This window comes from Streptomyces typhae (genome assembly GCF_009755605.1).
In the GTDB taxonomy this organism is placed as follows: Bacteria; Actinomycetota; Actinomycetes; order Streptomycetales; family Streptomycetaceae; genus Streptomyces; species Streptomyces typhae.
In genome coordinates, this window is sequence record NZ_WPNZ01000001.1 from 258920 (window position 1) to 279660 (window position 20741).

Annotated in this window: 15 protein-coding genes and 1 pseudogene; 6 read left to right on the top strand and 10 right to left on the bottom strand. The window is 71.4% G+C overall.

Translation table 11 applies throughout. From position 1 onward, the window contains the following. Positions 1-160: 160 nt before the first annotated feature. From GPA10_RS01120 to GPA10_RS01130, 3 genes are read left to right on the top strand one after another with little or no spacing between them, the layout of a single operon-like run. On the top strand, positions 161-688 hold the full coding sequence (locus GPA10_RS01120; RefSeq protein ID WP_058852691.1) for a PadR family transcriptional regulator: 528 nt from the start codon (positions 161-163) through the stop codon (positions 686-688). Beyond that, on the top strand, positions 685-1371 hold the full coding sequence (locus GPA10_RS01125) for an ABC transporter ATP-binding protein (RefSeq protein ID WP_058852692.1): 687 nt from the start codon (positions 685-687) through the stop codon (positions 1369-1371). The genes GPA10_RS01120 and GPA10_RS01125 overlap by 4 nt, the downstream gene beginning before the upstream one ends. Continuing rightward, the gene (locus GPA10_RS01130; protein WP_079087107.1) at positions 1368-3803 is read left to right on the top strand and encodes an FtsX-like permease family protein; all 2436 of its coding nucleotides are present in this window, start codon (positions 1368-1370) and stop codon (positions 3801-3803) included. The genes GPA10_RS01125 and GPA10_RS01130 overlap by 4 nt, the downstream gene beginning before the upstream one ends. 86 nt (positions 3804-3889) lie before the next feature. Here GPA10_RS01130 and GPA10_RS01135 read toward each other — a convergent pair whose 3' ends face one another. Further along, positions 3890-4828 (bottom strand): LysR substrate-binding domain-containing protein, encoded by a 939-nt coding sequence (locus GPA10_RS01135; protein ID WP_343040160.1) that lies wholly within the window; start codon positions 4826-4828, stop codon positions 3890-3892. A gap of 128 nt (positions 4829-4956) precedes the next feature. On the opposite strand from GPA10_RS01135, the gene GPA10_RS01140 reads away from it, so the two are divergent. Both GPA10_RS01140 and GPA10_RS01145 read left to right on the top strand, forming a co-directional pair. Continuing rightward, the gene (locus GPA10_RS01140; protein ID WP_058852694.1) at positions 4957-5511 is read left to right on the top strand and encodes a peroxiredoxin; all 555 of its coding nucleotides are present in this window, start codon (positions 4957-4959) and stop codon (positions 5509-5511) included. A gap of 16 nt (positions 5512-5527) precedes the next feature. Further along, a complete protein-coding gene (locus GPA10_RS01145) occupies positions 5528-6058 on the top strand; it encodes an alkyl hydroperoxide reductase (RefSeq protein ID WP_058852695.1) in 531 nt (176 codons plus the stop codon). 237 nt (positions 6059-6295) lie between these two features. Here the strand turns inward: GPA10_RS01145 and GPA10_RS01150 are convergent, their stop codons facing one another. The 4 genes from GPA10_RS01150 to GPA10_RS01165 form a co-directional block, all read right to left on the bottom strand. Then, positions 6296-7894: an AI-2E family transporter gene (locus GPA10_RS01150; protein WP_246258598.1), complete on the bottom strand. Its 1599-nt coding sequence runs from the start codon at positions 7892-7894 to the stop codon at positions 6296-6298. Between the two features lie 137 nt (positions 7895-8031). Next, positions 8032-8769, bottom strand: coding sequence for an aggregation-promoting factor C-terminal-like domain-containing protein (locus tag GPA10_RS01155; protein WP_058852696.1), 738 nt, complete (start codon positions 8767-8769; stop codon positions 8032-8034). A 391-nt stretch (positions 8770-9160) separates the two neighbouring features. Next, positions 9161-10483 carry an RNA 5'-3' helicase PhoH2 gene (phoH2, locus tag GPA10_RS01160; protein ID WP_058852697.1) on the bottom strand — a complete coding sequence of 441 codons (1323 nt, stop codon included), beginning with the start codon at positions 10481-10483 and terminating at the stop codon, positions 9161-9163. Between the two features lie 297 nt (positions 10484-10780). Then, on the bottom strand, positions 10781-11542 hold the full coding sequence (locus GPA10_RS01165; protein WP_030562729.1) for an isoprenyl transferase: 762 nt from the start codon (positions 11540-11542) through the stop codon (positions 10781-10783). 358 nt (positions 11543-11900) lie between these two features. Between GPA10_RS01165 and mgrA the strand changes: the two genes are divergently transcribed. Next, the gene (gene mgrA, locus GPA10_RS01170) at positions 11901-12938 is read left to right on the top strand and encodes an L-glyceraldehyde 3-phosphate reductase (RefSeq protein WP_058852698.1); all 1038 of its coding nucleotides are present in this window, start codon (positions 11901-11903) and stop codon (positions 12936-12938) included. A gap of 1229 nt (positions 12939-14167) precedes the next feature. Here mgrA and GPA10_RS01175 read toward each other — a convergent pair. The 5 genes and pseudogenes from GPA10_RS01175 to eccCa all read right to left on the bottom strand — a co-directional run. Further along, positions 14168-14518: pseudogene (locus GPA10_RS01175) on the bottom strand (winged helix-turn-helix transcriptional regulator); the annotation flags it as partial. A 78-nt stretch (positions 14519-14596) separates the two neighbouring features. Continuing rightward, positions 14597-15418 carry a class I SAM-dependent methyltransferase gene (locus GPA10_RS01180; protein WP_157163840.1) on the bottom strand — a complete coding sequence of 274 codons (822 nt, stop codon included), beginning with the start codon at positions 15416-15418 and terminating at the stop codon, positions 14597-14599. Beyond that, positions 15415-15762: a DUF6177 family protein gene (locus GPA10_RS43915; protein ID WP_484600339.1), complete on the bottom strand. Its 348-nt coding sequence runs from the start codon at positions 15760-15762 to the stop codon at positions 15415-15417. Before GPA10_RS43915 ends, GPA10_RS01180 begins: the two co-directional genes overlap by 4 nt. A gap of 129 nt (positions 15763-15891) precedes the next feature. Beyond that, positions 15892-16500, bottom strand: coding sequence for a DUF6177 family protein (locus GPA10_RS01185; protein ID WP_198351475.1), 609 nt, complete (start codon positions 16498-16500; stop codon positions 15892-15894). Positions 16501-16594: 94 nt separating this feature from the next. Continuing rightward, positions 16595-20692 carry a type VII secretion protein EccCa gene (eccCa, locus tag GPA10_RS01190; protein WP_157163842.1) on the bottom strand — a complete coding sequence of 1366 codons (4098 nt, stop codon included), beginning with the start codon at positions 20690-20692 and terminating at the stop codon, positions 16595-16597. Between the last annotated feature and the right edge of the window lie 49 nt (positions 20693-20741).

Below are 20741 nucleotides of genomic sequence, written 5' to 3' on the forward strand. Positions count from 1 at the left end.
GTGACAATCAGCACCCATCACTGGGGAACCAGTGCTGTCCCACCCAAATCGACTCACCAGGGGCACAGACGGTTGCCCGGGTCCCGAACCCGTGACCTGCGGTCGAGCTACACACTGCGGGTATACATCGTAGGTATACGTGGTGTGTATAGTGCTCCGCATGTCCATCGGTCACACCCTTCTCGGGCTCCTCGAATCCGGGCCCCGCCACGGCTACGACCTGAAGCGTGCCTTCGACGAGAAGTTCGGGCACGACAAGCCGCTGCACTACGGCCAGGTCTACTCGACCATGTCCCGCCTGCTGAAGAACGGCCTCGTCGAGGTCGACGGCATAGAGGCGGGCGAAGGCCCCGAGCGCAAGCGGTACGCCATCACCGAGGCGGGCATCACCGATGTCCAGCGATGGCTCGCGACGCCGGAGAAGCCCGAGCCGTACCTCCAGTCGACCCTCTACACCAAGGTCGTCCTCGCGCTGCTCACGCACCGCGACGCCGCCGACATCCTCGACACCCAGCGCGCGGAGCATCTGCGCCTGATGCGGATCCTCACCGACCGCAAGCGGAAGGGCGATCTCGCCGATCAGCTCATCTGCGACCACGCCCTGTTCCATCTCGAAGCCGACCTGCGCTGGCTGGAGCTCACCTCCGCGCGTCTGGGCAAGCTCGCCAAGGAGGTGCTCCCCGGATGACTCCCGCGGGTTCCCTGCTGACCGCCGACGGTCTGCGCAAGGTCTACGGACCGACCACCGCTCTCGACGGTGCCGACTTCTCCATCCACCCCGGCGAGGTCGTCGCCGTGATGGGCCCCTCCGGCTCCGGCAAGTCCACACTCCTGCACTGCCTCGCCGGCATCGTCCGCCCCGACGCGGGCGAGATCACCTACAACGGACAGCGCCTGACGGGCATGAACGACGCCGCGCTGAGCGCGCTGCGCCGCAGCGAGTTCGGGTTCGTCTTCCAGTTCGGACAGCTCGTCCCGGAGCTCACCTGCCTGGAGAACGTCGCCCTGCCGCTGCGCCTCAACGGCGCCAAGCGCAAGGACGCCGAGCGCACCGCCCTCACCTGGATGGAGCGCCTGGAGGTCGACGACGTGCGCGACAAGCGCCCCGGCCAGGCGTCCGGCGGCCAGGGCCAGCGCGTCGCCGTGGCCCGCGCCCTCGTCACGAGCCCGCGGGTCCTCTTCGCCGACGAGCCCACCGGCGCGCTCGACTCCCTCAACGGCGAGCGGGTGATGGAGCTCCTCACCGACGCCGCCCGCTCCACGAACGCCGCCGTCGTCCTCGTCACCCACGAGACCCGCGTCGCCGCCTACTCCGACCGCGAGATCGTCGTCCGCGACGGCAAGTCCCGGGACATGGAGCGCCTGGTATGAGCACGACCCGTACGAAGCCCGCGCCGCCCGTCGGCACGGACCCGCGCCCCGGCCCCACCGGGCCCACCGGCGCCCGCGCCTGGCTGCGCGACCTCGGCATGGGCATACGCTTCGCGGTCGGCGGTGGCCGCGAGGGCTGGGTGCGCACGATCCTGACCGCGGTCGGCGTGGGCCTCGGCGTCGCGCTGCTGCTCGGCGCCGCGTCCGTGCCCGACCTGCTCGCCAACCGCGACGACCGCTCGATCGCGCGCACCCCCGCCGCCGCGATGTCCGGCAAGCAGACCCAGCGCGGCGACTCCACGCTCCTGGTCGTCGACACCCGCACCGACTACCGCGACTCGGAGATCAGCGGTCTCATGATGCGCGCCGACGGCGACCACCCGGCTCTCCCGCCGGGCGTCGGCACGATGCCGGAGGCCGGCGAGATGCTGATCTCGCCCGCGCTGCGCGACCTGATGAACAGCTCCGGCGGCAAGCTCCTCAAGGAGCGCTTCGCCGACTACCGCATCACGGGCACCATCGGCGACGCGGGCCTGATGAGCCCCAAGGAGCTGTTCTACTACCTCGGTTCCGACTCCCTCTCCAAGGCCGACGGCGCCCACCGTGTCGCGTCCTTCGGCTTCGACCAGCCCGCCGAGCCGCTCGACCCCCTCCTGGTCGTGCTCGTCGTCCTGATCTGCGTCGTCCTGCTCACTCCGGTGCTCATCTTCATCGGCACCGCGGTGCGCTTCGGCGGCGACCGGCGCGACCAGCGGCTCGCGGCGCTGCGCCTGGTCGGCGCGGACCGGCGGGCGGTGCGCAGGATCGCGGCGGGCGAGGCGCTGTTCGGCGCCCTCCTCGGCCTCGTTCTCGGCGCCGTGTTCTTCCTGGGCGCCCGGCAGTTGATCGGCGTCGTGGACATCTGGAAGGTCAGCGCGTTCCCGTCCGACATGACGCCGCTGCCCGGACTCGCCGTCCTGATCATGCTGGCGGTGCCGGTCTCGTCCGTCCTCGTCACCCTGATCTCGCTGCGGGCCGTCGCCATCGAGCCGCTGGGCGTCGTCCGCAGCACCACGGCCCGCAAGCGCCGGCTGTGGTGGCGGCTGCTGCTGCCCGCCGCGGGTCTGCTGATCCTGCTCAGCCAGGACCAGGTGACCCGCACCGGCGGCGAGGACGTGGAGGTGTACACCATCGCGGCGGGCGCGACCCTCACCCTCGTGGGTCTCGCGACGCTGATGCCCTGGCTGGTCGAGGCGGCCGTGGCCCGGCTGCGCGGCGGCCCGGTGCCCTGGCAGCTCGCCACCCGGCGGCTGCAGCTCAGCAGCGGCACCGCGGCCCGCGCGGTCAGCGGCATCACGGTCGCGGTCGCGGGCGCGGTCGCCCTTCAGATGCTCTTCGCGTCCATGCACAGCGAGTTCAACACCACCACCGACCAGGACCCGCGGCGCGCCCAGCTCAACGTCCACTCCCCGAGGGCCAGCGGTGCGCTCGCCCAGCGGATGATCGACGACTTCCGTGCCGTGCAGGGCGTCAAGGGCGTCAACGGCCGGGTCTCCTCGTACGTGGTCAAGCCGGGCAAGCTGAAGAGCACCGACGACATGCGGCCCACCACGGAGCTCTCGGTCGGTTCCTGCGCGACCCTGCGCGAGCTGGCCCGGGTCGGCTCCTGCAAGGACGGCGACGCCTTCGTCGTGCACTCCGGCGACCGTGAACTTGACAAGTGGGTGGACCAGACGGCCCGGCCCGGCCAGAAGGTGGACCTCAACAGCGAGAGCTGGGGCGACTTCGAGGTCAAGGCGCGCGGGAAGCACGCCCCGTGGACGCTGCCGAAGTCGACCCGCACGATCAGCTCGCGCCCCGACCCGGTGGGCGACCACTACTACGGCATCTACGTGACGCCCGGCGCGATCGACGTGGCGAAGCTGGCGGACGCGTCCACCGAGGCCCTGGTGCAGACCGACCCGAAGGTCCCGGACGCGGAGGAGTACGTGCGCAACGCGGCCACGCACATCGACCCGCTGATCGATGTGTACACCATCCGCATGATCGAGCGGGACAAGCAGTACGCCTCCGTGCAGAAGGGCCTTCAGGCCGGGGCGATCGCCACCATGCTCCTGATCGCGGCGTCCATGCTGGTCTCGACCCTGGAGCAACTCCGGGAGCGCAAGCGGCTCCTCGCGGCTCTGACCGCCTTCGGCACCCGCCGCTCCTCGATGGCCTGGTCGGTGCTGTGGCAGACGGCCGTCCCGGTGGTGCTCGGCCTCGGCCTCGCCATCACCGGCGGTCTGGCCCTCGGGGTCGTGATGTGCCGGATGGTGGAGAAGCCCGTGTCCGACTGGCTGGTGTTCCTGCCGCTGTGCGCCGCGGGGGCCGCGCTCGTCGCTGTGGTGACGCTGCTCAGCCTGCCGGCGCTGTGGCGGATGATGCGGCCCGACGGGCTGCGTACGGAGTGAGCCCGCGGGAGCGGCCGCCGTTCGCCGCCGCCGCGCGGCGGCTGCCCCCACCCTCCCACCGTCAACCGTCGTTCCCGGCTCTCCGCTCAGAGCACCCGCACCGGCAACGGTCGCAGGGCCCCGCGGAGAGCTTCGGCGAGTTCTTCGTACTCGCCCGCCCGCGCGGCCCCCGTACGCATCGCGAGCGCGACCTGACGCGTCGGCGCGGGATCGGCGAAGTAGCCGGTGAGGAGCTGGCTGCTGCGGCTCGTCTCCACGCGGACGGCGGTGCGCGGCAGGAGCGTCACGCCGAGGCCGCCCGCGACTAGCTGGACGAGCGTGGAGAGCCCGGCGGCGGTCGTGGTGACCGGCGCGTCCGCTCGTCCCGCCTCCCGGCAGATGTCCAGGGCCTGGTCCCGCAGGCAGTGCCCCTCGTCGAGGAGCAGCAGGTTCAGCTCGCGCAGCGCCTCGCGCGGGATGCCCTCGCGGCCGCCGAGCCAGTGGTCGAGCGGTGTGACGAGAACGAAGTCCTCGTCGAAGAGCGGCAGTTCTGTGACGCCGGGCACCCCGAGCGGCACGGCGAGGAGCAACAGGTCGAGCCGCCCCGCCGCGAGGCCGTCGAGCAGCGACGACGTCTGCTCCTCGTGCACCTGGAGATCCAGGTCCGGATACCTCTCGTGGACGAGCCCGAGGACCGTCGGCAGCAGATACGGCGCCACCGTCGGGATCACCCCGAGCCGCAGCGCACCGGTGAACGGCGCCTTCACCGCGTCGGCCTCCTCCATCAGCGCCTCGACCTCGTCGAGCACCGCCTTCGCGCGCACCGCGAGCCGCTCCCCCGCCGGGGAGAGCAGCACCTTGCGGGTGGTGCGCTCCAGGAGCTGGACACCCAGTGCCTCCTCCAGGGCCGAGACGGCACCGGACAGCGCGGGCTGACTCATCCCGATTGCTGCCGCCGCGTCCCTGAAGTGCAGATGCTCGGCCACGGCCGCGAAGGCACGCAGCTGCGCCAGGCTGGGCTGCTTACCCCTATTTATGGCTCGCACTGATAGCTCCCTCCGATCAACACGACCGAGTGTAGCTATTTCCCTAATCAATGCACTCTGTGCCACGATCGCAAGCAGTCCAACCCCTTGGAGCCCCTTACCGGGCTCCTCCGCTGCAAGGAGTACGTGTGCTCACTGTCGGTGACAAGTTCCCCGAGTTCGACCTGACTGCCTGTGTCTCGCTGGAGGCGGGCAAGGAGTTCGAGCAGATCAACCACAAGACCTACGAGGGCAAGTGGAAGATCGTCTTCGCGTGGCCCAAGGACTTCACCTTCGTGTGCCCGACCGAGATCGCCGCGTTCGGCAAGCTGAACGACGAGTTCGCCGACCGTGACGCGCAGGTCCTCGGCTTCTCCGGCGACTCCGAGTTCGTGCACCACGCCTGGCGCAAGGACCACCCGGACCTGACCGACCTGCCCTTCCCGATGCTGGCCGACTCCAAGCACGAGCTCATGCGCGCGCTCGGCATCGAGGGCGAGGACGGCTTCGCGCAGCGTGCCGTCTTCATCGTGGACCAGAACAACGAGATCCAGTTCACGATGGTGACCGCCGGTTCCGTGGGCCGTAACCCCAAGGAGGTCCTCCGGGTCCTCGACGCCCTCCAGACCGACGAGCTCTGCCCCTGCAACTGGAGCAAGGGCGACGAGACCCTCGACCCGGTCGCGCTGCTCTCCGGCGAGTGAACGGAGGCTGACTGACATGGCACTCGACGAACTGAAGTCCGCCGTACCGGACTACGCCAAGGACCTGAAGCTGAACCTCGGCTCGGTCATCGGCAACAGCGACCTGCCGCAGCAGCAGCTGTGGGGCACCGTGCTGGCCTGCGCCATCGCGTCCCGCTCCCCGAAGGTGCTGCGCGAGCTGGAGCCCGAGGCGAAGGCGAACCTCTCCCCCGAGGCGTACACCGCCGCCAAGTCGGCCGCCGCCGTCATGGCGATGAACAACGTCTTCTACCGCACGCGGCACCTGCTCTCCGACCCGGAGTACGGGACGCTGCGCGCCGGTCTGCGGATGAACGTCATCGGCAACCCGGGCGTCGAGAAGGTCGACTTCGAGCTGTGGTCCCTCGCGGTCTCCGCGATCAACGGCTGTGGCCAGTGCCTCGACTCGCACGAGCAGGTCCTGCGCAAGGCCGGTGTCGACCGCGAGACGATCCAGGAAGCCTTCAAGATCGCCGCCGTGATCCAGGCGGTGGGCGTCACCCTGGACTCCGAGGCGCATCTCGCCTAGCAGGCGCGCTTCCTCCGACATATGTAGGGCCCCGCTCCTTCGGTGAGCGGGGCCCTACATGTGTGACCGCGCGGATCGGCCTGCGGCCTCGTCCTCAATCGCCGGACGGGCTCAAAAGATCCACTGCCGCCCGCCGGGGAGAAAAGGCGGGCGGGGAACAGCCCGTCCGGCGTTTGAGGACGAGGCCGCCAGGCCGATGAAGCGCCCCCGGCGGAAAGCCGAGAACGAGACCGGTCGTCAGGACTCGGGGGTCTCCGAACGGGCGGGCGCCAGCTCGGAAGCCGTCGCACCCCGCGGCTGCGGGGCCTGTTTGAGGGCCGCCTCCCTGGCGTACGCGCGGAGGTACCCGACCACCGTGTTCGTCACAGCGACGAGCGGCACCGCGACCACGGCCCCGCCGATCCCGGCGACCATCCCGCCCGCGGCCACGGAGAGCACCACGGCCAGCGGATGCACGGCCACCGCCCGGCCGAGGATGAACGGTTGCAGGATGTGGCCCTCGATCTGCTGCACGGCGAGCACGACGATCAGCGTCATCAGGGCCGTGAACACGCCGTGCGTGACGAGCGCGACCACCACGGCCAGGGCGCCCGAGACGACCGCGCCCACGAGCGGGATGAACGCGAACAGGAAGATGAAGACGGCGAGCGGCACGGCCATCGGCACGCCGAGGAAGTAGATGCCGACGCCGATGAACACGGCGTCGATGAGCGCCACTATCACCGTGCCCCGCACATAGGCGGTGAGCGTCCGCCACGCCCGCGGCCCCGCACCCGCGACACCGGGCCGCGCCGCGGCGGGCACCAGCTTCAGGAACCACTTCCAGATGCGCGGCCCGTCGTACAGCAGGAAGAGCGTGGAGAACATCGCGAGGAGGATGCCGGTGAGCGCCTCCATGATGACGGTGACGCCTTCGAGCCCGGCGGAGGTGATCTCCTCGGAGTTGGCGCCGACGGCCTCGCGCAGCGACTTGGCGATGTCGTTGATCTGGTCCTCGGTGACGTGGAAGGGGCTGTTGAGCAGCCACTTCCGCAAGTCCTCGATGCCGTCCTGGACTTGGCTGGAGAGCGTGTCCACGTTCTCCATGACCTGCCAGACCACGAACCAGCCCACAAGCCCCATGATCACGAAGCCGAGTACGGCGGTGGCCACCGTGGCGAGTCCCTGGGGGAGCCCGAGCCGCTTGAGGCGGGCCACCGTCGGCTGGAGCAGCGCGGTGATGAGCAGCGCGGCGACGAAGGCGAAGACGACCAGCTGCACCGCGCTGATGACCCTCATCAGGACCCAGACGGTGCCGGCGAGGACCAGCAGCCGCCAGCCGGCCTCGGCGGCGACGCGCATACCCCAGGGCACGGCGGCGACGGGGTCGGGGCGGGCCCCTATGTCGGGCGCGTAGGTGGGCGGGGCGGGCACCTGGTCGGTGCCGTCGGCGGAATCGGCGCCGTCGGCCGCGGACCCGCCGGGGCCGTCCGCCAGGTCGTCGGCCTCGGAGGCCGCCTGGGCGGCCCGCACCCGGTCCGCGTACCGCTTGCGCAGCGACAGCTTCGGCGGGGCGGCGACGGCGACGCTCGTGCCCCCGCCGACCGCCTTCTCCGACGGCTCGGGCTCCCCGGACTCCTCGGGCACCGACGACCCGGTGGTCGAGGCGCCGTTGGTCGAGGCGTCCTCGGAAGGCACCGCGTCGGCCACCGGTGTGTCGGCCGGGGCTTCTCGCCCGGCGGCACCGGAGGGCTCCCGCGCCGCCGCGTCCGCACTGCTGCCGCCCCCGCTGAGGCGGTCTCCCATCCTGGTCAGCGCGGAGCCCACACGGCCGCGCCACCCTGGAACTCGCGCCATGATCCGTCCTCTACCCCCGTCATTCCCCACCGGCTGTCCCCCGGCTGCCTCGGGGAGCTGTTCGGACCGACCGTACACGGACGGAACCCCTCACCGTAGGACGGTGAGGGGTCCCTGAAGGTTGAGCGCAGGCACCATCAGTAGTAGTGGTTCGCCTGCCAGAACTCCCAGGCGCCGCAGGGGCTGCCGTAGCGGTCGTTCATGTAGTTCAGGCCCCACTTGATCTGGGTGGCCGGATTCGTCCGCCAGTCGGCGCCCGCCGAGGACATCTTCGAGGCGGGCAGCGCCTGGACGAGGCCGTAGGCGCCGGAGGAGGCGTTGGTGGCCTTGTAGTTCCAGGTCGACTCGTGGTTCACGATGTTGCTGAAACACTGGAACTGGCCGCCGGGCACCATCTGCCGTGCCATCGACTGGACCTGCGAGACGGAGTAGGAGCTCTGCGGCGCGAAGTCCGAGGCGTCACGGGAGGACGAGCGGCTGGCCGTCTTCTTGGCCTCCTCCTCGCGCTCCTTCTTCTCCTTGGCCTTCTGCTCCGCGGCTTCCTTGGCGGCCTTCTCGGCCTTCTCGGCTGCCTGCTGCTTGGCGACGGCGTCCTTGGCCGCCTGCTTGCGCGCGGACTCCGCGGCGGACTTCTTCGCGGCCGTGTCGGCGGCCATCGCCTGGGCGTCGGCCTGCTGCGCCACGGACGTGGTCTGCACCTGGGCGTGCTGACCCGCGGGTATGTCTGCGAGGAGAGTCGCGTCGCTTGCCGTGGCCTCGAGGTCGTTCGAGCTCGAGGACTGGGTGTTGCCCGAGGCAACGCCCACGACGGCGCCGACGGTGGTGACCGCGGTGGCCGACGCCACTGCGAATCCCCGGACCGAAATCCGGCTCACACGGTTTCCTTCCAGCATCGCCCGCATAGGTGACCCCGCGGACGCAATCGTGCCCCTGGCGCTGGCCTCCGCTGGGTACATCGGTCACGGGAGGCGCGGGCCCGGTGGACAACTCCTGGGACAGGAGCGCCGCTTGGTGCTCGGGCGGCATACGGCAACCACTATGAAGTTCTGTTGTTCCGTACCGCTGGGGGTACAGGAGTGCCGTATGCGGGGCCTGACAGGACCCAGACTCTGCCGTAGCGAGACGCCGCGAGGCAATTCTGCGTTGCGTGGGAAAGCTCACACCTCGTTTGCCCCATGAGTTTTCCGGAAACACCGGCACACCAAGACGCCGCCCGGCTAGGCTCACTCGCTTCGCCGGGCGGCGCCAACCGCACCATCAGAACCGTCAGATCTGTACGTCCTCCAGCATTTCGGTCACGAGCGCCGCGATCTGCGACCTCTCGGACCGGGTGAGGGTGACGTGGGCGAAGAGCGGATGGCCCTTCAGCTTCTCGATGACGGCGACCACTCCGTCGTACCGGCCCACCCTGAGGTTGTCGCGCTGGGCGACGTCATGGGTCAGCACGACACGGGAATTCGCCCCGATCCTGGACAGAACGGTCAACAGCACGTTCCGTTCCAGGGATTGGGCCTCGTCCACGATCACGAAGGCGTCGTGCAGCGAGCGGCCGCGGATGTGGGTCAGCGGCAGGACCTCCAGCATGCCGCGGGCCGAGACCTCCTCGATGACCTCCTTGCCTGCCACCGACCCGAGGGTGTCGAAGACCGCCTGCGCCCACGGCCCCATCTTCTCGGCCTCGGTGCCCGGCAGATAGCCGAGCTCCTGCCCGCCCACCGCGTACAGCGGCCGGAAGACCATCACCTTCTGGTGCTGACGCCGCTCCAGGACCGCTTCCAGGCCCGCGCACAGGGCGAGCGCCGACTTGCCGGTGCCCGCGCGGCCGCCCATCGACATGATGCCGACGTCCGGGTCGAGGAGCAGATCGAGGGCGATGCGCTGCTCCGCGCTGCGGCCCTTGAGGCCGAAGGCCTCCCGGTCGCCGCGCACGAGGCGCACATTGCCCTCGGGGCTGATGCGGCCGAGCGCCTTCCCGCGCTCGGACTGGATGGTCAGGCCCGTGTGCACGGGCAGGTCCGCGACCTCGGGGACGTACAGCGTCTCCGACTCGAAGAGGAGGTCGACCTGCTCCCCCGAAAGGGTCAGCTCGGACATACCGGTCCAACCGGAGGCGTCCGTGATGGCGAGTTCCGCGCGGTACTCCTCGGCGAGGAGGCCGACGGACGACGCCTTGATTCTGAGCGGCAGGTCCTTGGAGACGACCGTGACGTCGTACCCCTCCGCCTGGAGGTTGCGGGCCACGGCGAGGATGCGCGAGTCGTTGTCGCCCAGGCGGTAACCGGCCGGGAGCACGCCGGGGTCGGAGTGGTTGAGCTCGACGCGCAGCGTGCCGCCCAGGTCGCCGGTCGGAATCGGCGCGTCCAGGCGCCCGAAGCGGATCCGGCAGTCGTCGAGCAGGCGCAGTGCCTGCCGGGCGAAGTAGCCGAGCTCGGGGTGGTGCCGCTTGGCCTCAAGCTCCGTCACCACGACGATCGGCAGCACGACTTCGTGCTCGTCGAAGCGGGACAGGGCGTTCGGGTCGGCGAGCAGAACGCTGGTGTCGAGAACATAGGTGCGCCGGCCTTGCTGGCGCTTTGTGCTGGTCACCACGGAAGGACGTACCCCCTCGGATGAGGTCGGGGAGCGACGGAGGGAACTGGGCCGGTGCCTGGCCACCCTGCGCGGGCCGTGCACCGGCCCTCCCTGTCGTCCGCGCTCGGCGCGCGGTCGTCCTGGCGCAAAGGGCCTCCCGGGCGGACGGCCCCGTGCCGTCCGCTGAGATACGGCGTCCGTGAATCGGGCGCCGACCTGCATGGGGTATTCCCTCGAACAAGCGCAGCCATGCCATGGCATATGACGGCGCGTTGGTTAACTCCTGGTTACCGCGACCTCGTCAGCACCGTGGGGTCATCCGCCGTAACGGCGGTGGCGCGCCGCGTAATCACGCAGGGCACGCAGGAAGTCGACCTTTCGGAAGGCCGGCCAGAAGACTTCGCAGAAGTAGTACTCGGAGTGGGCGGACTGCCAGAGCATGAAGCCGGAAAGCCGTTGTTCTCCACTCGTACGGATGACCAGATCGGGGTCGGGCTGGCCACTCGTATAGAGGTGTTTCGAGATCTGCTCGACGTCGACGCTCTCGGCGATGTCCTCGATGGAGGTGCCGCGCTCGGCGTGGTCGAGGAGCAGGGAGCGGACGGCGTCGGCGATCTCCTGGCGGCCGCCGTAGCCCACGGCGACGTTGACCAGTATTCCGGTGCGGGTGTGCGTGGCCTGCTCGGCCTCCTTGAGGACGGCCTGGGTGCGGGAGGGCAGCAGGTCGAGCGCGCCGACGTGGTGGACGCGCCAGCGGCCGTCGTCGACGAGGCTGCGTACGGTGTCCTCGATGATGCCGAGGAGCGGGACCAGCTCCTCCTCGGGGCGGTCGAAGTTGTCCGTGGACAGCATCCACAGCGTGACGACCTCGACATCGGTCTCGGCGCACCAGCCGAGGAACTCCTCGATCTTGTACGCGCCCGCCTGGTGGCCCTGGGCCGTGGTGCCGCCCGAGGCCTTGGCCCAGCGGCGGTTGCCGTCGAGGATGACGCCGATGTGCTTGGGCACCTGGTCGTGGTCGAGGCGGCCTTCCACCCGGCGTGCGTAAAGTCCGTACACCAGGTCGCGCAAGCTCACGGAATTCCACCTCTCACGAAAGTTGACCGCTGCCTCGGGTGCCGACCGGCCGGGGGCCCGGAGCGTGTGGACCTGCCTCCGGGGACACACGGGACACCGGGACATGGGGAGACACACCACAGGTGTCGGCCCCCGTCACACGGACGGCAGGCCCCGAAGGCGAAAGCGTACCGCTGCCGGAGGGGGCGCGTTCCCCATGTGCCGGGCGGGCAAGGGCGACAGCCGCGTGCGGCTGCCGTGCGCGACCGGCGCGTGCGACCGGTGCACGCGACCGGCGTGCGCGGGTGCCGCGCTCGACCGCCGTACGCGGAGACGCCCGGGAGCCGTTTCGCGGTTCCGCTGAAGTAGCTTCGTCCTCATGAACGACACCTCCGCGTACCGCGCAGCAACGGATCGTTACGACTCCATGGAGTACCGGCGCAGTGGCCACAGCGGGCTTCAGCTCCCCGCCGTCTCCCTCGGCCTGTGGCACAACTTCGGCGACGACCGCACCCTCGACTCCCAGCGCGCCATCCTGCGCCGCGCCTTCGACCTGGGCGTCACGCACTTCGACCTGGCGAACAACTACGGTCCCCCGGCCGGCAGCGCGGAGCTGAACTTCGGCAAGCTCTTCGCCCAGGACTTCGCGCCCTACCGCGACGAACTGGTCGTCTCCACCAAGGCCGGCTACCTCATGCACCCCGGCCCGTACGGCGAGTGGGGCTCCCGCAAGTACCTGCTGTCCTCCCTCGACGCCTCCCTGGAGCGCATGGGCCTGGACTACGTCGACATCTTCTACTCGCACCGCTTCGACCCCGACACCCCGCTGGAGGAGACCATGGGCGCGCTCGCGTCCGCGGTCCAGCAGGGCAAGGCGCTGTACGTCGGCGTCTCCTCGTACACCAGCGAGCAGACCGCGGAGGCGGCACGCCTGCTGCGCGAGATGGGTGTGCGCCCGCTCATCCATCAGCCCTCGTACTCGATGATCAACCGCTGGACCGAGGACGACGGTCTGCTCGACACGCTGGAGGCGGCCGGGATGGGCTGCATCTCCTTCGTGCCGCTCGCGCAGGGCCTGCTGACGAACAAGTACCTGAAGGGCATCCCCGAGGGTTCGCGCGCGACGCAGGGCAAGTCCCTGAACCCGGAGCTGCTGAGCGACGAGGTCGTCCGCCGCCTCAATGGCCTGAACGACATCGCCGCCCGACGGGGTCAGTCGCTGGCGCAACTGGCGCTGAACTGGGTCCTCCGGGACGAGCGCATGACGTCGGCGCTCATCGGCGCGTCCAGCGTGCAGCAGCTGGAGGAGAACGTGGCGGCTCTGGCGGGCCCGAAGCTCACGGACGCGGAGCTCGCGGAGATCGACACGTTCGCGGTGTCGACGCCGGGGACGAACATCTGGGCCGGTCGGGCCTGAGGGTTCTCGCCGGGGGCGCGGGGAGCTGCGCGCTCGGCGTGCGGGATGCCTGCCGCGGACGCGTCTGCCCGGTCACTGTGCGCTCGGCGTCCGCGGCTCTGTTGTGGCTGAGCGCGCCGTTCCCCGCGCCCCTTGCGGGGCACGGGGTAGCGCCCCTTGCGGGGCACGGGGAACGGGCGCAAAAAAACGGGCCGGTCCGTGGGGGGGGAGACGGACCGGCCCGAGGGGGGGTTTCCACCATAACCCTTCGTAAGTGGTTCGGGGTGCATCGGCGTGCCACAACTACGCTCCGAAATCGCGCGGCGACTGACCGACCCTGTTCTCCCACCGGATTTCGGCCCTCTCGGCGGGATCCGGCCGGGGCGGCCGATACTCCTGATGAGTGACAGGCGCACGGGGCTCGGACTTGACGCCTCCGCCTCTCCGGCGGGGCCGCCGCCCCGGCGCCAGGGGGTACGCAGGGCCGCGCAGCCCCCTCCACTGCGCGGCACCGCCCGCGCAGCTTTGCTGGCGCGAATTAGCGTTGGTCTGAACTTACGGGAGAGTGGTGGGGGAATCTAGCCACGGGGGGTAACGATCTCGCTATCTGTTGCTGGGGGGTGGGGGCCGGGTGCCGGGTGCCGGGTGCCGGAGCCCTGACGCCGGCTTCCGGGTGCCGGGTGCCGGGTGCCGGAGCCCTGACGCCGGCTTCCGGGTGCCGGGTGCCGGGTGCCGGGTGCCGGGTGCCGGGTGCCTGCCGCCTGCCGCGCGATGCCTGCTGCTTGCTGCTTGCTGCGCGCTTCTCGCCGCTGGCTGCCCGCCGCCCGGCGCTCGCAGCCCAGCGCCCGCTGCCCGCCGCCCGCTGTCCGGCGCTCGCCTCCCGCCTCCCGCCTCCCGCCTCCCGCCTCCCGCCGTACGTTTCCTTCTTGCCCTCTGGCGCCATGGGCCGAGGGTTGCCCTCAGGGAGCCTGCGTGCTGCTGATCGCGGCCACGCCGCTGTCGTCGCGGTCGCCGCGGGCAGTCGGGGGACGCGGCACGACCCGCGAGGCGCCGACGACGCGCCGCGAGGCCCCGCCCCCACGCGCGGGTTCCGCGGCTGCGGCCCCGCTCTGCCCCCGGAGCTGCCCCTGCGCCTGGCCCCGCGCCTGCCTTTGGGCGGCCGCTTTCCTGGCCCGCTCCTGCTCCGCCTGCTCCGCCTTCTCGGCCTTCTCCGCTTTCTCAGCCTTCTCCGCCTTGGCGGCCCGCTCGGCAGCCGCCCGCTCGGCCTGCCGGGCGACGAGCCGCTCCATGTTCTTGTCGCCCCAGAGTCCGAGGGGCCCCAGGGCCTCGTTCAGGGTGCTGCCGAGTTCCGTGAGGGAGTACTCGACGCGGGGCGGCACCTCCGGGTACACCTCACGGTGGACGATCCCGTCCGCTTCCATTTCGCGCAGCTGCTGGATCAGCATCTTCTCGCTGACGCCGGGCACGTGGCGGCGCAGCTCGCCGAAGCGGAGGGTCCGGCCCGCGTAGAGCGCCCACAGGATCAAGGGCTTCCACTTCCCGCCGACGACGTCGACGGCGGCGTCCAGACCACAGACGTACGGTCCCTTGCCCTTGGCCATGTGCAACTCCTCGTCCGCGTGCCGCCCTTGCAGGAATGTCGTCCGAACCGACCAACGGCCGGGACCGCCGGGGAATTCCTAGGACCTGCGGGCATCGAAGAGATGCCGGGTGCTGTGGGCGACGAACGCTCCCTCGTCCAGGATCCTCCGGTGCAGCTCGCGCAGCCGGGGCCGGTAGGCGTCGACGGTGAAGCCGGGCACCATCCACACGACCTTGCGGAGGAAGTGGACGACGGCGCCGATGTCGAGGAACTCGATGCGGAGCCGCTCGGCACGCAGGTCGACGACGTCGAGCCCGGCGGCTTCGGCGGCCGCGCGCTCCCCCTCGGGGTCCCGCGCGCCCCTGATGTGGGCGGGCTGCTCGCCGAGGAAGAACTCGACGAGCTCGAAGACGCTGGCGGGCCCGACGTGCTGGGCGAAGTACGTACCCCCGGGCCGCAGGACGCGGGCGATCTCCTCGAAGTGCGGAGTGACCGGATGCCGGCTCGTGACGAGGTCGAAGGCGCCGTCGGCGAAGGGCAGCGGCGCGTCCTCGGCGGAGGCCACGACGACCACGCCGCGGGGCCGCAGCAGGGCGGTGGCCTTGGCGACGTTCGGGGGCCAGCCCTCGGTCGCGGCGGCGAGGGGCGGCAGCACGGGCGCGGAGCCGAGCACTTCCCCGCCCCCGGTCTGGATGTCGAGCGAGGCCCCGGCCCGCCCGAGCCGCTCCCCCATGGCCCGCGCATACCCCCACGAGGGCCGCGCCTCGGTGGCCCGCCCCTCGAACCACGAGAAGTCCCAGCCTTCGGTGGGGGCGGCTTCGGCTTCGGCTACGAGAGTGTCGAAGTCGGCGGCGTCCCGGGAGTCGTCACGGGACTGGGCGGGGGGCCGGGAGCGGGCGGGGTGGTCGGCGGTACTCATGGGGCGATCGTACGAAGCCGGGGCGTTTGCCGCCCCCGCTTATGTGCTCCTGAGTTGCCCTTTAGTGTGTGGAGGTGGTTCCACGCGTCGGGATCCGTGCCGTCGCTGAAGGTGTAATGCAAGGCCGGGGAGCCTGTCGGCCCGAGACGTGTGGGGCGCAGTGCCAGGGGTGGGCGAGAGGCTCGAGCGAGCCCGACGGCCTCGTCGTCCGGGGCGCCCAAGGTGAACGACACAGGGACGGGCGGCCCCTCAATGGAGCAGGGCACGCTGAGATCCCGACGGGCCCGCCGCACGGTGGCGAGCATGGCGCTCAGATCGTGCTCGCCCACGAGAGCGTCCGCCAATGTTCCGAGGGCGCCGACGGGTGGCGTTTCGTCGGCGTCGTAGCCGACAGCGAACGCCCCAGGAGAAGTTCGGCTGTGGGGGCGTGTTGCGTGTGCAGCAAAACGGTCAGCTGCTGCTCCGCGGGGGGCTCAGGCGGAATGAATGTCTGCGCGACCGTGGCTTCGCCCCGGGCATCGAGAGCCGCCCTTCTGCGGATGCTGTACCACCCAGCGGTTCGGCGGGCCGGTCAGCGCGTCGCGCAGGGGCAGGCTCAACCGTGTCTCGGGCGGCGTGACGATGTGCAGCGCTCTGCCCGAGTCAGCGGTGGCGCGGATGGCGTCGGACAGCCAGGCCGTCAAGGGGAGGACGGGCCGGTCGGCGAGGAGGACCGCGGTGGACTCGGTGAGGATGTCGACGGCAGGCAGGGCCTCATCGGCGACAGCACGTTCGACGGTCTCCTCGCCGAACGAGTCGCCGGCAGTCGGGACGACCCGCAGAGAGACGGCCACCGGCGGCCACGTGGTGCCACCGAGCAGCAGCGTGAGCCTGCCGCAGAACGACCCGGCGAGGTCGGATGCCTCGGCGACAGCGGTGGCGGAACGCGCCTCGGTCCACCCGAACGGGACGTCGGGCAGGGGTGCTTGGGAGCCCAGGAGGCGTTCGGCTTCGTCGGGTGTCTGGATGAGGACGGGTGCCTCCACGGAGAGCAGGGGCCGGCCCTGCGGCGTGCGCAATTGGATGACGGCCCCGTCGTCCAAGGCGTGGACGCGCAGGTCCGCCCCCCGGCGTGCAGGCCGGCCACCAGAGCCATGGTGTCCGGCATCGCGGTGGTCAGGGCGATGACGTCCTTGGTCACAGGTGCTTCTTCGCTTTCGGCTCTTCCGCGGATTCCGGGTCGTGGGCGAGAGCCGTCTGAATCAGTTGGTGGCGGTGCCCCCGGCGGGCGAGGGTGCCGCGGCCGGGGGGCTGGGGGGAGGCGTACAGGCCGGGGAGGAGTTGGCCCTCGCTGCGGTCGCCGCTCATCAGGAGAGTGGTGGTGCCGGTCTCGCGCAGGGTGGTGAGGAAGGGCTCGTACAGGGCGCGGGAGGCGCCTGCCGTGCGGCGGGCGACGACGAAGTGCAGGCCGATGTCCTGGGCAGAGGAGACATAGGGCAGGAAGGCGGCCAGGGGCTGCTGGCCCGCGGTGGTGAGGATGTCGTAGTCGTCGACGAGGATGACGATGCGCGGGCCGGTGAAGGCGGGTTCGGCCGTCTCGGGGGCGTCGGGGTCCGCGGCTTCGGGCAGGCGCTTGTCGAGTTCGCCCGCGATGCCGGTGGCGAGGGCCGCGGCCAGCTTGGCGTTGTGGGCGTACCCGCCGCGGTACGGCTCGGGGACGGCGCCGCGCAGACCGCGGCGCGGGTCGAAGAGGGCGAAGACGATCTCGTCGGGGCCGTGCCGGGCGATGAGCTGGTCGGCGACGAGCCGGAGCAGGTTCGTACGGCCGCACTCGTTGTCGCCGAGGACCAGCAGGTGCTGGTCGCGCTCGAAGAGGTCGAGGAGGACGGGGCTGAGGGTGTCCTGGTCGACGCCGATCGGGACGGCCTTCGACGCGGCGTGCGGGGACGGGAGACGGGCGGCCGGGAGTCTGGTCGGCAAAACCCGGACTGGAGCGGCGGGTTCGCCGTGCCAGGTGGCGTCGACGGTGCGGGCCGCCGCCTCCAGGGCCGCGCCCAGGTCCGCGGTGTCCGGCAGGCCGTCGGTGCGGGGCAGCGCGGTGTGCGCGAAGAGCTTGCCGTCGGTCAGGACCCGCCCGGGGGTGCCGGGGGCGAGCGTCTCGGAGAGCTTGCGATCGACAGTGGAGTCGGACGGGTCGTTCAGGCGCAGCTCGACGCGGGTGCCGAACAGGGACTGGGTAGCGATCCGCACGTCGTTCCAGCGCAGCATGCCCGCGACGACGTGGATCCCGTACCCCCCGCCGCGCTTGAGGAGCTCCGCGATGTCGTCGTCGAGGTCGGCGAACTCCTCGCGCAGCGCGCCGAAGCCGTCGACGAGCAGGACCAGGTCGGTGGAGCCCAGTTCGGGCAGCTGCCCGGCCGACCGCAGCGTGCGGAGCCGGTCGAGGGAGTCAATGCCGTGCCGGCGGAAGAGTTCCTCGCGCACGGCGAGCTGGGCCGTCATCTCGGCCACGGTGCGGGCGAGGCGCTCGCGGTCGGCGCGCGAGGCCGTGCCGCCGACGTGTGGGAGCCCGGCCAGCGCGGACAGTCCGCCGCCGACCAGGTCGAGGCCGTACACCGCCACCTCGTCGGGGGTGTGCGTGAGCGCCAGGGACAGGGCCAGGGTGCGGAGCAGCGTGGTCTTGCCGGACTGCGGGCCGCCGATGACGGCCACGTGGCCGCCCGCGACACCGAGGTCGAGTGTCCACAGGCCCTGCCACTGCTTGGCGGGGTCGTCCAGAACACCGAGCGGCACCCGCAGGTGTCCCTCGGCACGGTCCAGACGCAGTCCGCGAGCGGATACGCGCAGCGGCCCCGCCGCGGTGTCGAGCGCGACGGCATCCGGCAGCGGCGGCAGCCAGATGCGGCGCACCGGCGGGGCCGCGGCGGCGAGCCGGTCGACCACCGTCGAAAGGACGGTCGGCCCGGTCTCGCGCTCGCGCGGCGCCCGCTCCTCCGCGGCCGCGCCGGAGTCGGCGGGCAGGGCGTTGAACGCGGGGTACGTCCAGGCGAGCGGCCCGGCGCCGGCGGCACCGGCGGTGTCGCTGCCGTCGGCGCGCAGGACCGGCCCCCGGTGAGCCCCGGACACGTACCCCGCCTTGAAACGCGTGTACGTGGACGTGTCCACCTTCAGATAGCCGAAGCCGGGCAGCGGTGGCAGCTGGAAGGCGTCGGCCGTGTCCAGGACGGTCCGTGACTCGTCGGCGGAGAACGTGCGCAGGCCGAGCCGGTAGGACAGATAGGTCTCCAGGCCCTTCAGCTTCCCGGCCTCGATGCGCTGGCTGGAGAGCAGCAGGTGCACGCCGATGGACCGGCCGATCCGTCCGATGGACAGGAACAGGTCGATGAAGTCGGGCTTGGCGGTGATGAGTTCGCCGAACTCGTCGATGACGACGAACAGGTGCGGCAACGGCTCAAGGCCGAGCGCGGGCCGCCGCTCGCGCAGGGCGGCGTAGTGCCCGACGTCGGCGACGTTCCCCGCGTCCTTCAGGACCTGCTGGCGGCGGGTGATCTCGCCGGCGAGGCTGGTGTGGACGCGTTCGACGAGGTCGGCCTGGTTCTCCAGGTTCGTGATGACGCCCGCGACGTGCGGAAGTCCGGTGAAGGGGGCGAACGTCGCGCCGCCCTTGTAGTCGACCAGGACGAGCGCGAGGTCCTCGGGAGAGTGCGTGGCCGTCAGGGCGAGCACGAGCGTGCGCAGCAGTTCGCTCTTGCCGGAGCCGGTGGCGCCGACGCACAGGCCGTGCGGGCCCATGCCCAGCTCGGCCGACTCCTTCAGGTCGAGCAGTACCGGATCGTGCCGGTCGTCGAGGCCGATCGGCACGCGCAGGAAGTCCCGTTCGGCGCGCGGCGCCCACAGCGTCTTCAGGTCGAGCAGGGCGGGGTCGTCGATGCCGAGCAGCGCGGGAAAGTCGACGGGCCCCGACACCGGGGTGCCCTCCGCGGTGGACTCCGCCGAGAGCCGCAGCGGCGCCATCATCCGGGCGAGACCCTCGGCGCCCGCGACCCCCACCTCGTCCGCGAGCCCGTGCGCGCGGGGCGGGCGCGGGACGGGGTCCTGCGCCGTGAAGCGCTCCGTGCCCGCCGACGGAGTGCGCAGGTCCTCGACGACGACGTGGTCACCGTCGACGGTGATCCGCACGCTCACCTCGTCCGGCTCATGGATCTGCCGCTCCAGGAGGTGCAGCACCGTCACGCCCATGGCACCGAGGCCGATCGCGGTGTCCGGCCGAGGCAGTTCCCCGGCCGTGTCGCCATGGGTGTCGCTGACCACGAGCAGCCGGTCGGTGAGCGTCAGCGCGTCCCTGCCGGACAGGCCGCGCCGTACCTCGGCCGCGTATGCGGAGCGGCGCCGCAGGTCGGCGCCGCACAGCCGGGCGAGCTGCGTCACGTCCGGTGCGATGCGCCGGGCGGCGACAGGGCCGTCGTACGCCTCCGGGTCGGCCGTCGGGTCCTGGACGTGCGGCAGCCACTTCGCCCACTCCCACTCCGCCAGCCGTTCGCCCGGCACGCCGAGCGCGATGCCGAGGTCGTCCGGGGCGTGCGCCACGGCGGTCTGCACCAGCAGGGCGTACGCCACCCTCAGCACGCCCGCACGGTCACCGACGACGCTGACGTTGCCCGCCCGGTCGAGCGGCACGGTGAGCGGGAAGTCGGGCGCCACGGCGAACCGCGCCTGTAGGGCGCGCGCTTCGTTCAGCATGAACGGGTCCGGCGGCGTGAGCACCCCGCTCCCGCCGTGCTGCCCGATCACCACCTCTTGTACGGGGACGTCGCCGCAGCCCAGCCGTACGTCGAGGAAGTCCACGTCGGCGCGGCGCCGCTCCCACAGCCTGGCCGGGTCCCGTACGAGGTCGTACAGCGCCCGCGGCGGCGGATTCAGCAACCGGGCCCGTGCCCGCAGCTCCCTCTCCGCCGCCCCGAGCGCGTCGCGCTGCTCCTCGACGTACTCCAGGTACCGCTCCCGCTGCGTACGCCGGGTGCGCTGCGCCTTGCCCCGCTGGGACCAGAACAGCGCGACCCCGCCGAGGAGAGCGAAGACCAGCACGATCGCGCCGAGAGCGGCGAACTGGCTGTTGCGGACGACGGTCATCATCACGACCGATCCCATGACACCGGCCATCGGCAGAAGCGCCGTGGCGGCGTTGCCCATCTTGCCCTCGGGGAGGTTGGGCGGAGGTTCGATGGTGCGGCGGGGGGTGGTGTCCGCCGGGGGGCGGGTGGAGCGGGCGGGGCGGTGGACGAGGCGGGAGGTCATCGGGGGTGGGGGCTCCTTTGCCTCGGCTGGGGTCTGTGCGTCGGCTGAT